Consider the following 13,528-nt stretch of genomic DNA (forward strand, 5'->3'; position numbering starts at 1 on the left):
TATTTCACCTCACTATTCTCCGATTCCAGATTGTACAATATTAAGATCTAAATTTACATCCACCGCTACATTTTTATACATATTTCGAATTTGTGTTATATTCCATTTTCTCGTATGGCTTCTAATTTCATCTCGTATTCCTAAAGGATCAATTTCCTTTTCTTGAAATTGTTTTATTAGATCTTCACAGTCTTTTTCAACATTTCGTTCAATTTGTTTTTTTATATAGTTGATATTTGTTTCTTTTCTTAAATCAATCCAATTAGGAGAGTTTTTAATTAATCCATTTAATTTTAAATGGATTTTTACTTTTGGTATGTCGCCAGTTTGATCTATATTATACTTATTTTCCCCAGCTAAGTTTTGTATAACAACCATACCTTTATGTTTATCCTTTTTTATCGCTGCTTCGTAACGTCCATTTTTCGTAGGATTAATAAGTAATTTTGCTAAAACAGAATGTCTTTTATCCGTATACATGACGACTTTATCGCCTTTTAAAAAGGCAAGCCCTTTGACAGCGACAGAATGATTATCGTCCATTTTAATATAAGGAACATAGGCATCACATACGGAAGAGTAATAATTATATAAAAAAGTGTTTAATTCGGTTTGTGGAATGTTTTCATTTCTTATATTTTGTTCGAGTAAGTCAGCAATATATAAAGACCCATTTTTTTTTCCGTAATTTAAAAGCTCTTCAGCTGATCCATCTACAATTGCTAGTTGTACATCACGCCCGATATTTGGGTCACGTTGTAAGTTAGTAATAATCTCTCCCATTCCGCGTTCTCCTAGAGCTTTTCCAAATAGTACGACACGCATTTGACCTACAACGACATTGTGAGGAGATTTTGCATTTAATCGTGAAGCGATTGTCTCAAGTGAACGGGCAGATGTTGATTGCGTTTCTGGTTTAGACTTTACACCATGTGTGTACTCTGGGAATAGAATAGTTCCTTGGAATCTTTTCTTTTTTGTGATGTCAAATCCAGCGATATGAATAATACGCTGCGTATCCACTATATAGGTTTGTGTACAGCCAGTTTGTAAAATGAAGAAGATAATGATAATAAGGTGCAATAAAAATTTTTTCATTCATTCTCACCATCACGTTTTTGCTTCGCTTTGTTTGGATTATAGCGCCATTTTGATTTTGGTCTAAGAAAAGAAGGTCTTTGAGCTGTTTGACTAAATGGTAATCGAAGAAAACCTTCTGCTGTACCTAAACCACGAAATGGATATAAAGGTAATAAATAAGGTGATCCAAGTGATTTTAATTTAATTAAATGAGCTAAAATAAATACAAATCCGACAATAAGACCTAATCCTCCGAATGCACCGGCTAAAAGAATAAGTGGAAAGCGTAATAACCGGATAGTAGAAGACATCTTTACGGTCGGTGTTGTGAAAGATGCAAGAGCGGATAAAGCAACTGCAATTAATAAAATTGTACTAGTCAAAGCTGCCTCCACGGATGCTTGGCCAATTACAATCCCCCCAACAATACCAATCGTTTGTCCGACTTTTGTCGGTAAACGCGCTCCAGCTTCACGAAGCAATTCAATTGTAATTTCTAAAAAGAGTGCTTCTAGAATGGGAGGGAAAGGTACGTTAGCTCTCGAGAAAATAATAGGACCTAGTAAATCAGCTGGAATCATTTGATAATGATATGTTAAAGCCGCTGTATAAATAGCGGAGGAAAAAAGAGAAAATATAGCTCCGAAAAAACGAATAATACGAAAGAACGATCCAATCATCCACGGTAAATAATAATCTTCTGGTGAAATGAAAAAATCCAGTAACGTGGTTGGTCCTGATAAAGCATATGGAGAGCCATCTGTTAAAATTAAAACTTCCCCGTTAATTAATGCAAATACAGCTCGATCTAATCGTTCTGTAGGTAATAGAACTGGAAAAGGTGAATTGCTATTATCACTAATAAATTGCTCAATCATAGTTGAATCAAACGGGACATCAAAGTCAATGTCTTCTAGCCGTTGTATTGCGGTGTTGATAAATTGTTCATTTGTAATTCCTTCTATATAAGCAACTGCTACTTTCGTTTTTGACATAGATCCGACGGTAACTTCTTTAAAAATGAGTTGCTCCGTTACGATATTTCGGCGTAATAAGTGGATATTTGTATCAAGGTTTTCAACGAAACCGATTTTAGGCCCGATTACGCTATACTCATTTTCTGTATCGTTATATAATCGTGTTCCTAAAACAGTACTTTCGGCACGAATTAAAGCATATTGATCAGGATTCGAATTGTTTTTTAAGCGTATTAAAATATATCCACCTAATAATTTCTCACGAATATCATCAATAGAAGGGGAGGTAATAATGTCTTCAATAGAGACGATATTACATAAATCAGAGATGTTTTGGATTTGTTCCGATTCCTTTTTTAGAGGAGTTAAAATGAATTGTTTAATAATAAGTGCTTCCACGACAGATTTATAATAAAACAAGCACAATGTTTCATTTTCAAGTACGTTATGAGAAACAAAGTCGCTTGATTCTTTCATGGTTTGTATAAATTCTGGAATAGAACAAAGTGTTTTTGTATTAGTCTTTTTTGATTTTTTAGATGATAAACCGAACATTTTCTCACCCCTAACTTACATCATTTACTTGTGTTAGTTTTTGGGAAAGACGGGAATTTATACTTAAAAATTGAAAGTTCATAAAGAAAAGGAAGAGTGGTGAATGCCTCTTCCTTTTTAGCATTTTAATTTGTTTTTTGTTCTTTAATAGACTTCACTAATTTCATCATTTCCGCTCGTATATCTTCTCTTTTTACATTTAATTTTTCGGCAATTTGTTTAATGTCCATTCCATCTTTTTTCATCTTTAATACATCATCAAGAGGAGTATTGCTTTTTTGAGAGATGATTGTTAACACAGTAAGATGACGCAATTTGATGTTATATTCTTTCATTTTTTGCTTTAGCTGATCCGGTGTGGATTTTTGCATAGTTGCTAACTGTTGTAGCAGTGCTTGCTTTGTTTCTTTATTCATATGATGCTTTTTCAGCTTACTTGGATCTATACCGAAATGCTCGGCTGTTTTCTCCCAAGATTTATTTTGCTTATAGTAAGCTAAAACATCTTTTATTTCTTTATTACTAATTCTTGCAATATGAGCAGCTTTCCAAATTTCATGTTTGTTATAGCCGAGTTTTTCTAGCGATTGCATTTCTTCTTCTGAAATTGGGTTATGGTGATGCAGTGTTACTTCTTTTGGCGTGGCAGCGGATATAGGGAAGGTGGATATCCCGCATAATAATGCTGCCATAGTCATACAAACAGCAATTTTTTTGTACATGTAAACTCCTCCTAGATGGATAATGTAGAAAACTGTACACATATCATTTCCATAAAATGTGAAATACTTGTGAACAAGTTAAGTTTTTTTATTCACAGCATGGAATGACGTTTTTAGAAGTTTTCCAACATAAAACATTGATTAATAGTAAAAAACTAAGGTATAATCGAAATTGAAAATCAATATCAATACTAATGATAAACTTATACATATAGATAAAAATAAGGGAGAGATAAATATGACTACATATACTTCCATCGCTAATGTGATTAAAGAAAGACGCTCTGTTCGTACATTTACAGACAAAGCAGTAGAAAAAGATTTATTAATTGAACTATTAAACGACGCAACATGGGCACCAAATCATAAGCACCGTGAACCATGGAATTGTAAACTATACATCGGAGAAGGCCGCAAGAAATTAGTAGATGCGGTATTAAACTCTTTCACGGAAGAAGAAAGAGCGAAACGCGGTAAAATTTTATCAGATCGTTTCTTAAGCACGCCTGCACAAATCGTTGTATATATAAATGAAGATCCACGTCAAATTCAACGTGATGAAGATTACGCTGCAACATGTGCATTTATGCAAAACTTCCAACTTCTTGCTTGGGAACGTGGATTAGGTTGCGTTTGGAAATCAGGCGGATTAAACTACAATCCATTATTTATAGAAGGAATCGGTTTAACAAGAGGCCAACGTATCGTTGGAATTCTTCATATCGGCTATTTCGATAAAGCACCAGAAGGAAAAGCTCGTACTCCGATTACGGAGAAGATGGAGATTATCGAAGGTTAATAGATGAGACATTCTCGTTTTTGCGGGGGTGTCTTTTTATTATGCAATCAATCCTCATGAAAGCTTGTTTTTCATCATACACTTTCTTAAGGGAAAGTGTAAGGAGGGAAAATAATGAGAGCAAGTGATGATAAAGCACTGCAATATGCGATTGCGGAAATTACGGAAATTGCGACTGGATTTGGGCTTGATTTTTATCCGATGCGTTATGAAATATGTCCAGCGGAAATTATTTATACATTTGGTGCATATGGGATGCCGACAAGGTTTTCACATTGGAGTTTTGGAAAACAATTTTTCAGAATGAAATTACAATACGATTTAGGACTTAGTAAAATATACGAACTCGTTATTAACTCTGATCCATGTTACGCCTTTTTATTAGATACGAACTCTTTAATTCAAAACAAATTAATTGTAGCGCACGTTTTAGCACACTGTGATTTCTTCAAAAATAATATTCGTTTTTCAAATACGAAGCGAGATATGGTAGAGAGTATGGCGGCAACAGCGGACCGTGTGAAAGCGTATGAGCATAAGTACGGAAAGGCAGAGGTAGAAACATTTTTAGATGCCGTACTTGCCATTCAAGAGCATATTGATCCGTCGCTTATGCGTCCGAAGCTCGCATGGAGTATTGATGATTTAGAAGATGAAGAAGTAGAAAAGAAAAAGGTGTCGCAATACGATGATTTATGGAATTTAGATAATCGCAATAAAAAGCAGGAACGTTCTAATGTGCGTAAAAAGAAGAAAATTCCACCACAACCAGAGAAAGATTTACTGCTCTTTATTGAAGAATATAGCCGTGAGTTAGAAGATTGGCAGCGTGATATATTAACGATGATGCGCGAAGAAATGTTATATTTTTGGCCACAGCTTGAAACGAAAATCATGAACGAAGGCTGGGCATCCTACTGGCATCAACGCATACTTCGTGAAATGGACTTAACCTCTGATGAAGCAATTGAATTTGCGAAATTAAATGCAGGTGTTGTACAGCCATCAAAAACAAGTATTAATCCATACTACCTCGGTATTAAAATCTTTGAAGATATTGAAGAACGGTACAATAATCCGACTGAAGAAATGAAACGACGAGGCGTAAAACCAGGATCTGGCCGTGACAAAATGTTTGAAGTACGCGAAATTGAATGGGACGTATCGTTCCTAAGAAACTACTTAAATAAAGATCTTGTTATGCGAGAAGATATGTACTTATTCCAGCGCCAAGGAAAAGAATATAAAGTCATAGATAAAGAATGGGAGAATGTGCGTGATCAACTCGTAAATATGCGGACAAATGGTGGGTTCCCGTACTTAGTAGTAGAAGATGGAGACTACTTAAAGAACGGAGAATTATACATTAAACATAGTTACGAAGGAATCGAGCTCGATTTAAAATACTTAGAAAAAGTATTACCATATCTTCATCAGCTATGGGGAAGAACGGTGCATATGGAGTCGATTGTGGAGAGTAAGGGCGTTGTGTTTTCTTATGATGGGAAGATGGTGCATCGGAAGTATGTGTGAGGGGAAGAACGGACATAGGATACTGTGTCCGTTCTTTTTATTTGGAACAAAGTTAAATATGCTATTCTTGAAAAAAGGGAGTTACATAGAGAAATGGAGTGATTTAAATGAGCAAAGTAGGGATATGTAAGGTGGATATTACGCCGCCTGTAGGTATTGATTTTGTCGGATATCATAGAGAGACAGGCATAAATAATGTTGAAGAACGTATTTACGGGACAGTTTTTGTATGTGAAAAAGATGAAATGAAAACGAATCCATTTTGAAGAAGATGAATCAAAATGGATTCGTTTTTTGTTTACCAGACAGGTCGTATATTTGATGATAATTTCTCTGTATTTTCTTTAGTAACGAATGTTGTTAAATCTTCTTTTAGCATCTGCATTCGTTCTATACCTATGTTTTCAATCCATCGCTGTTCTATTTCAGCTACTATTTCTTCTTTTACTTTCATTACTGACAAACCACGTTCGGTTAAAACGATGATTTTACCTCTTTTATCAGTAGGATGTGTTTTGCGTGTAACATAGCCATTACTCTCAAGAGAATCCACCATTTTACTTACAGCTTGTTTGGAAATCCCCAAATACTCAGCTAGCTCTATACCAGTTGCCCCATTAGGAAGGATGCGTTTGAACATAAAACCATGTGCTGGCCTAATATCTTCAAATCCTAATTCACTTAATTTGTCATGTAGCTCAGTGATTAATGTGCTAAATGATAATGATAAAAGCGATGTAAGATCTAACTCGTTAAATGTTTGATCCATGTATATAACCTCCGCGCTTGTAGTCAATTAAGTTGACTATGTGTAATGCCTATTGTACTATACATAATATAGTCAATCAAATTGACTATATTATGTCGGTAGAACAAATAATGATTTATATAATATAGAATCAATGGAGGTTTCACATGGTTAATATCGTGAAAATTAGAGGGAGTGTATTTGCACCGTATGCATCGCTGGAACCTATTAAGGACCCTGCAACAGGAAGAGTGTTTGAATATGCTGGAGATGCACGTGAGTTTACACCACAAGCTGTGAACACAAAGCGTTCAAGGTTAGAACAAGAAGTGAATATTGATTTTTATAAAAGAGAAATTTTCACATATGCAGATGCTTGTATCGTCACCGTGAAGATTACAAATTCAGATGGCTCAATTGAGTATCAAAAGGGAGAAACAAGTACAGAAAACATTGTATGTACAAATATTGTATGGAGTGAAGGTGAAGTTTCATTTGAAATGAGAGCAAGTGCAAGTAATCCTTTAAACGCAGCAGCACCTGCAGCTGATTATTTTTTGACTATACGAGCTAATGAAAGTGGCACTGTGAATATTGAAGGTGTACATGATGGTTTCCCTTGCTATGAATTTTATAAACAAGTAGATTTTGGTTCGTTTGAATTGATATACACACATGATTTCAGAAAAACGGATGATACCCCAGCAGCACTAGCTGGAGAGATGGAATATAGCTTTAAAACGACAGTCTAAACATAAATATAGCGCTATTTTTTAGAAGGAAATAGAAAAGTAAAAGAGAAATCTATTGGTTTTAGGATTGAAATTATGGTCTGTTTTATTTAATAAGCATTCAGCATCTAAAATAAAATTATAGGGGTGTTTCTTATGACTAATATCGTGAAAATTAGAGCCAGTGTATTTATTCCAATGTCTTGGACTGAGGCTAAGAAGGATATGGAAACAGAAAAAGTAATTCAATTCGAAGGTGATTCACGTGAATTCACACCGTATGCGGTAAATGCGATGCGCTCTAGAGTTGAGCAAGAGGTAGTAGTTGATTTCTATAAAGAAGAAGTGTTTTCATATGCGAACACGGGTATTACGACCGAGAAGATTACAAGTCCAGATGGTTCTGTGAGTAAAAGAACAGGGAAAGCAAGTACAGAAAATATTGTGTGCACTGATATCACATGGAATTCTGAAGGTGTGCAATTCAAAATGAGTGCGAGTGCAAGTAATCCATTAAATGTATATGCACCTCCTGTGGATTATGTATTAAATGTATGTGTGAAACAGGATGGTAGTATTGATATTCAAGGGGAGCATGATGGATTCCCTTGTTTTGAATTTTATAAGCAAGTAGATTTCGGTTCATTTGAAAAAATATATACACATGATTTTAGAGAAACTGGTGATACAGCGGCAGCCCTAGGCGGGAACATGGAGTATAGTTTTACAAAGAGATTATAGGAAGTATGATAATAGAACGATGGATTGATTCATTCGTAAAGAACTTGGAAATATCTAAGTTCTTTTTTTGTTTCAAATTTGTGAAAGACATATTGATTGAAATTAAATTTTTTATAATTTATTATATACCCGTACAGGTATAGGTTTTATATGTGTGATATATGAGGGAATTAAATAATAAATAGTATGGAGGTTTGACATATGTCTAGAAAAATTGTTGTAGTAGGCGGAGTTGCTGGCGGGGCATCAGTAGCTGCAAGGCTTCGTCGTTTAAGTGAGGAAGATGAAATTATTATGTTTGAACGCGGTGAATATATTTCGTTCGCAAACTGTGGATTGCCATATTATATTGGCGGTGTCATTACAGAAAGACAAAAGTTATTAGTACAAACTGTTGAAAGGATGTCAAAACGTTTTAATTTAGATATACGTGTATTGAGTGAAGTTGTAAAGATTAATAAAGAAGAGAAAACAATTACGATAAAGAATGTAACTACAGATGAAACATATAACGAGGAATATGATGTTTTGATTCTTTCACCAGGGGCGAAACCAATTGTTCCACCTATTCCGGGCATTGAAGAAGCGAAGGCGTTGTTTACGTTACGAAATGTACCTGATACAGATCGTATAAAAGCGTATATTGATGAGAAGAAACCACGTCATGCGACGGTTATTGGTGGAGGATTTATTGGAGTGGAAATGGTTGAGAATTTAAGAGAACGCGGGATTGAGGTTACTCTTGTAGAGATGGCAAATCAAGTGATGCCACCAATTGATTACGAAATGGCGGCATATGTACATGAGCATATGAAGGTGCACAATGTTGAGCTTGTTTTTGAAGATAGTGTAGATGCGTTAGAAGAGAATGGGACTGTTGTACGTTTAAAAAGTGGCTCAGTTATAAAAACAGATATGATTATTTTAGCAATTGGTGTACAACCAGAGAGTAGTTTAGCGAAAGATGCAGGATTAGCATTAGGAGTTAGAGGAACGATAAAGGTAAATGAGAAATTTCAAACATCTGACCCATATGTATATGCAATTGGTGATGCGATTGAAGTGAAAGATTTTGTTACAGAAACAGAAACGATGATTCCTTTAGCGTGGCCCGCTAATCGTCAAGGTCGCATGTTAGCAGATATTATTCATGGTCATACGGATTCTTTATATAAAGGTACGATGGGAACTTCTGTGGCTAAAGTTTTTGATTTAACAGTTGCTTCGACTGGAGTAAATGAGAAAATATTAAAACGATTAAATATACCCTATGAGGTAGTACATGTACAGGCAAATTCTCATGCGGGATACTATCCGAATGCTACGCCAGTGCTAATAAAATTAATCTTTAATAAAGAAAGCGGAAAAATTTACGGAGCACAGGCTTTAGGGCGTGACGGGGTAGATAAGCGTATAGATGTTATCGCGACGGCAATGAAGGCAAACTTAACTGTAATCGATTTACCGGATTTAGAATTATCATATGCCCCGCCGTATTCTTCTGCAAAAGATCCAGTAAACATGGTGGGGTATGCTGCAAGTAATATAGTAGATGGTTTTGTGGAAACGGTACAATGGCATGAAATAGATCGTATTGTTGACAATGGTGGATATCTTATAGATGTTCGGGAGCCCAATGAACTAAAACAAGGAATGATTAAAGGCTCTATTAATATTCCGTTAGATGAATTACGTGATAGATTGGATGAAGTGCCAATGGACAAAGAAATATATATCACTTGTCAACTTGGTATGAGAGGGTATGTTGCAGCGCGTATGTTAATGGAAAAGGGATATAAGGTAAAGAATGTAGATGGTGGTTTTAAATTGTATGGGACAGTATTGCCAGAACGTGTTGTATATTGATATTTTTCATTTTCTATTTCAAGATTTAGTGGAAGATGAAAACCTATAGATTAAGGTTTTACTTTTTGTTTTGCGAACATATAAGGCGAAAAATAAAAATAGGGGTTCACAAAATACCCTATAGGGTATAATATATTGTCATAGGTTATAAATAGTGACATAATGGTAATGAGGTGATTATAGGATGGAATATAATCAAGATATGAAAAATAGATTGAAACGTATTGAAGGTCAAGTTCGTGGTGTGCTTCGTATGATGGAAGAAGGAAAAGATTGCCGAGAGGTTATTACACAGTTAACGGCATCTCGTTCTGCACTTGATCGTACAATTGGACTCGTTGTTGGAACGAATTTAGAGCAATGTTTGCGTGAACAGTTTGAAAGTGGAAATGGTTCAAATGAAGAGTTAATTAAAGAAGCTGTTCAATTACTTGTAAAAAGCCGATAATCTGTCAAACGTAAGTGTTGACAGATTTTCAAAAACGTTTTAATATACCCCTACAGGTATATGTATATGAATTGTGGAGGAATCGATTATGAGTATAAAAGTGGATATGAGTTTAGATTGTAAAGGTTTGGCTTGTCCGATGCCTATTGTGAAAACGAAGAAGGCGATAGAAGGATTGGCACCAGGGCAAGTGATTGAAGTTAAGGCAACAGATAAAGGATCTACGGTAGATATAAAAAGTTGGGCGAGTAAAGTAGGACATCAATATATCGGGACGAAACACGAGGGTGATGTATTGGTGCATTATGTTAGGAAAGCAAACGAGCATGAAGTGAATGAAGTTGTGAAATATCCACATACAATTACGAATGCAGAATTACAGTCTATATTGTCTCATGGAGAAGAGAGCATTGTATTAGATGTTCGCGAAGCAGCGGAATTTGCTTTTGGCCATATTCCATCCGCCATTTCGATACCATTAGGTGAATTAGACAGCGCAGTGTTAGATGAGACGAAGCAAATTTATGTTATTTGTCGAACTGGTAACCGCAGTGATGTGGCTTGCCAAATGTTGAAAGAGAAAGGTTTTTCAAATGTGAAAAATGTCATTCCTGGTATGTTAGGGTGGCAAGGAAATGTGGAGAAATAAAATTTTTTAAACAAAAATATACCTATGGGGGTAATTAAATGGACATTAAGATGTTACAAGCAAAAGATGTTGCAGAGAAAGTTTTATTCGGAGAGTTATTCATTTTAGATGTTCGTAATGAGACGGATTATGAAGATTGGAAAATTGAAGGGAAGCAAGTTTCTTCTATTAATAAACCTTATTTTGATTTGTTAGATGGTGTAGATCATATTGTAAGTGAATTACCTAAAGATAAAGATGTTTTAGTAGTATGTGCAAAAGAAGGGTCTTCTATATTTGTGGCAGAGCAATTAATAGAGGCTGGATTAGAAAATATTTATTATTTATCTGGTGGTATGAAGGCTTGGAGTGAATATGTAAAGCCTATAAAAGTGGGAGATTTAAAAGATGGCGGAAGTATGTATCAGTTTAACCGTCTTGGAAAAGGTTGTTTATCATATATGGTTATTTCAAACGGTGAAGCAGCAGTTATTGATGCAGTAAGAACAGCCGAGGCATATGAAGAATTTGCGAAAGAGCATGCTGTTACGATTACGAATGTAATGGATACACATTTACATGCAGACCATATTTCCGGAGGACGTAAGTTAGCGGAAAAGGTAGGTGGTACGTATTGGTTACCACCAAAAGATGCAGAGGAAGTTGTCTTCTCATACGAACCGCTTGTTGAAGGATCTGTTATTACGGTGGGGGGTACTAAAATTGTAATTGACGCATTATACTCACCAGGGCATACGATTGGAAGTACGTCATTCATTGTAGATGATTCTTATTTATTATCAGGCGATATTTTATTTGTAGATTCAATTGGGCGTCCTGATCTTGCTGGTAAGGCTGAAGATTGGGTGAGTGATTTACGTAATACTTTGTATAGCCGATATAAAGAGCTATCTCAAAATTTAGTTGTGTTACCGGCTCATTATTCAAAAATAAGTGAAATGAACGAAAGTGGTATTGTTAGTGCAAAATTAAAAGATTTATTTGAGCATAATGCAGGGTTAAATATTGAGGATGAGGGAGAGTTCCGTAAAGTTGTAACAGAAAACTTACCACCTCAGCCAAATGCATATGAAGAAATTCGTCAAACGAATATGGGGAAAATTCACCCAAGCGTGGATAAAGAGCGTGAAATGGAGATTGGTCCAAATCGTTGTGCAGTGCACGAATAATGAAATAAATAAAAAATGGAGGAATTGATGATGAATATAAAACAAGTATTAGATGCGAAAGGTTTAGCATGTCCAATGCCGATTGTAAGAACAAAGAGAGCAATGGATACTTTGCAAACTGGAGAAGTGTTAGAAATACATGTAACGGATAAAGGGTCAGTTAAGGATATTCCAGCGTGGGCAAATAAATGTGGCCATGACATCGTAAAGCTTGAAGAAGAAGGCGATGTGCTGAAGTTTTGGATTAGGAAGGCGTAGTGAAGCAATAGTTTTGTAAATATAGAGAGGTTGGTTATATGAACACAATATTAAGTACGCTTTTCATTGTACTTGCTGCATGGTTTGTTATTTCACGATTTTTACCAGTGAAAGGTGTTCAAAATATAAATGGCAAAGAATTGAAAAGTATAGTGGGGAAAAAGGGGAAGTATTTTATTGATGTCCGTACAGTAGGTGAATATAGAGGGAATCATATGAAAGGCTTTCAAAATATCCCCCTAAATGATCTAGCAAGTAAGGCGAATCAATTAGATAAGAATAAGGAAGTAATCGTTATTTGCCAAAGTGGAATGAGAAGTAAGCAAGCAGCAAAGGTATTGAAAAAACTAGGGTTTCAGCAAGTAATAAACGTTTCAGGCGGGATGAATAGTTTGTGAGGAGGAAATTTAAAATGAAAGAAATGACTACAAAAGAATTAGAAGAGAAATTGTTGCGTAAAGAAGTGGTAAATATTGTGGATGTACGTGAAGTAGAAGAAGTAGCTGAAGGGAAAATTCCAGAAGCATGTAATATTCCACTAGGACTATTAGAGTTTCGTATGCATGAATTAAATAAAAATCAGGAATATATTATCGTTTGTCGTTCAGGCGGGAGAAGTGCAAGAGCTGTTCAATTTTTAGAAAGTTACGGTTTTCAAGTAATCAATGTGGTAGGTGGTATGTTAGCTTGGGAAGGAAAAGTAGAATAGGGAGAAACAATTTTTTACAAATAAAAAAATACCCCTATAGGTAATTGGAGGGAGAACAATATGGAACAACAGAAGAAAACAACAATCGTTTTATTTAGCGGAGATTACGATAAAGCAATGGCTGCTTATATTATTGCAAATGGTGCAGCAGCGTATGATCAAGAGGTAACTATTTTTCATACTTTCTGGGGATTAAATGCTTTAAGGAAAGATGAATATGTGAATGTAAAGAAAACATTTATAGAAAAAGTATTTGGAAGAATGATGCCACGCGGTGCTGATAAGATGGGGTTATCCAAAATGAATTTTGCTGGTATGGGACCAAAGATGATTAAAGGCATTATGAAAAAACATAACACAATGCCTTTGCCAGATTTAATTGATTTGGCAAAAGAACAGGGGATTAAACTTGTAGCTTGTCAAATGACAGTAGATTTATTAGGGTTAAAAGAGGAAGAGATTATGGAAGGCGTAGAGTTTGCAGGTGTAGGGGCATATTTAGCAGATGCTTCGGATGGGAATGTAAACTTATTCATTTAATCA

Annotated in this window: 16 protein-coding genes and 1 pseudogene; 13 read left to right on the forward strand and 4 right to left on the reverse strand. The window is 35.3% G+C overall.

Annotation, left to right across the window (positions count from 1 at the left end; translation table 11 throughout):
- Window positions 1-12: 12 nt before the first annotated feature.
- The 3 genes from M1D73_RS04075 to M1D73_RS04085 form a co-directional block, all read right to left on the reverse strand.
- A complete protein-coding gene (locus M1D73_RS04075; protein ID WP_000714133.1) occupies window positions 13-1,098 on the reverse strand; it encodes a Ger(x)C family spore germination protein in 1,086 nt (361 codons plus the stop codon).
- The gene (locus tag M1D73_RS04080) at window positions 1,095-2,612 is read right to left on the reverse strand and encodes a spore germination protein (protein ID WP_000467483.1); all 1,518 of its coding nucleotides are present in this window, start codon (window positions 2,610-2,612) and stop codon (window positions 1,095-1,097) included. Before M1D73_RS04080 ends, M1D73_RS04075 begins: the two co-directional genes overlap by 4 nt.
- Before the next feature lie 125 nt (window positions 2,613-2,737).
- Window positions 2,738-3,334, reverse strand: coding sequence for a hypothetical protein (locus M1D73_RS04085; RefSeq protein ID WP_000276964.1), 597 nt, complete (start codon window positions 3,332-3,334; stop codon window positions 2,738-2,740).
- Between the two features lie 238 nt (window positions 3,335-3,572).
- On the opposite strand from M1D73_RS04085, the gene M1D73_RS04090 reads away from it, so the two are divergent.
- From M1D73_RS04090 to M1D73_RS04100, 3 genes and pseudogenes are all read left to right on the forward strand, one after another.
- Complete coding sequence (locus M1D73_RS04090) at window positions 3,573-4,133, forward strand: nitroreductase family protein (protein ID WP_000214819.1); 561 nt, start codon at window positions 3,573-3,575, stop codon at window positions 4,131-4,133.
- Window positions 4,134-4,247: 114 nt separating this feature from the next.
- A complete protein-coding gene (gene spoVR, locus M1D73_RS04095; RefSeq protein WP_001202693.1) occupies window positions 4,248-5,666 on the forward strand; it encodes a stage V sporulation protein SpoVR in 1,419 nt (472 codons plus the stop codon).
- 107 nt (window positions 5,667-5,773) lie between these two features.
- Window positions 5,774-5,920 (forward strand): annotated as a pseudogene (locus tag M1D73_RS04100) (neutral/alkaline non-lysosomal ceramidase N-terminal domain-containing protein); the annotation flags it as partial.
- A 44-nt stretch (window positions 5,921-5,964) separates the two neighbouring features.
- Here the strand turns inward: M1D73_RS04100 and M1D73_RS04105 are convergent.
- Window positions 5,965-6,435: a MarR family winged helix-turn-helix transcriptional regulator gene (locus tag M1D73_RS04105; RefSeq protein ID WP_121868521.1), complete on the reverse strand. Its 471-nt coding sequence runs from the start codon at window positions 6,433-6,435 to the stop codon at window positions 5,965-5,967.
- Between the two features lie 146 nt (window positions 6,436-6,581).
- Between M1D73_RS04105 and M1D73_RS04110 the strand changes: the two genes are divergently transcribed.
- The 10 genes from M1D73_RS04110 to M1D73_RS04155 all read left to right on the forward strand — a co-directional run bounded on the left by M1D73_RS04110 (window position 6,582) and on the right by M1D73_RS04155 (window position 13,525).
- The gene (locus tag M1D73_RS04110) at window positions 6,582-7,166 is read left to right on the forward strand and encodes a DUF3238 domain-containing protein (RefSeq protein ID WP_065212394.1); all 585 of its coding nucleotides are present in this window, start codon (window positions 6,582-6,584) and stop codon (window positions 7,164-7,166) included.
- A 135-nt stretch (window positions 7,167-7,301) separates the two neighbouring features.
- The gene (locus M1D73_RS04115) at window positions 7,302-7,886 is read left to right on the forward strand and encodes a DUF3238 domain-containing protein (RefSeq protein ID WP_000182101.1); all 585 of its coding nucleotides are present in this window, start codon (window positions 7,302-7,304) and stop codon (window positions 7,884-7,886) included.
- Window positions 7,887-8,087: 201 nt separating this feature from the next.
- Window positions 8,088-9,752 (forward strand): CoA-disulfide reductase, encoded by a 1,665-nt coding sequence (gene cdr, locus M1D73_RS04120; RefSeq protein WP_017673121.1) that lies wholly within the window; start codon window positions 8,088-8,090, stop codon window positions 9,750-9,752.
- A 184-nt stretch (window positions 9,753-9,936) separates the two neighbouring features.
- Window positions 9,937-10,200: a metal-sensitive transcriptional regulator gene (locus M1D73_RS04125; RefSeq protein ID WP_000456206.1), complete on the forward strand. Its 264-nt coding sequence runs from the start codon at window positions 9,937-9,939 to the stop codon at window positions 10,198-10,200.
- Window positions 10,201-10,288: 88 nt separating this feature from the next.
- Complete coding sequence (locus M1D73_RS04130; RefSeq protein WP_000023949.1) at window positions 10,289-10,849, forward strand: sulfurtransferase TusA family protein; 561 nt, start codon at window positions 10,289-10,291, stop codon at window positions 10,847-10,849.
- Window positions 10,850-10,887: 38 nt separating this feature from the next.
- On the forward strand, window positions 10,888-12,018 hold the full coding sequence (locus M1D73_RS04135) for an MBL fold metallo-hydrolase (protein ID WP_121868520.1): 1,131 nt from the start codon (window positions 10,888-10,890) through the stop codon (window positions 12,016-12,018).
- Window positions 12,019-12,045: 27 nt separating this feature from the next.
- Window positions 12,046-12,276: a sulfurtransferase TusA family protein gene (locus tag M1D73_RS04140; protein WP_002182462.1), complete on the forward strand. Its 231-nt coding sequence runs from the start codon at window positions 12,046-12,048 to the stop codon at window positions 12,274-12,276.
- Between the two features lie 38 nt (window positions 12,277-12,314).
- Window positions 12,315-12,674, forward strand: coding sequence for a rhodanese-like domain-containing protein (locus M1D73_RS04145; protein ID WP_001092319.1), 360 nt, complete (start codon window positions 12,315-12,317; stop codon window positions 12,672-12,674).
- A 14-nt stretch (window positions 12,675-12,688) separates the two neighbouring features.
- Window positions 12,689-12,985, forward strand: a complete 297-nt coding sequence (locus tag M1D73_RS04150; protein ID WP_000661811.1) for a rhodanese-like domain-containing protein — start codon at window positions 12,689-12,691, stop codon at window positions 12,983-12,985.
- A gap of 60 nt (window positions 12,986-13,045) precedes the next feature.
- Window positions 13,046-13,525, forward strand: coding sequence for a DsrE/DsrF/DrsH-like family protein (locus tag M1D73_RS04155; RefSeq protein ID WP_000437747.1), 480 nt, complete (start codon window positions 13,046-13,048; stop codon window positions 13,523-13,525).
- Window positions 13,526-13,528 lie beyond the last annotated feature (3 nt).

The organism is Bacillus sp. PK3-067 (genome assembly GCF_056738645.1).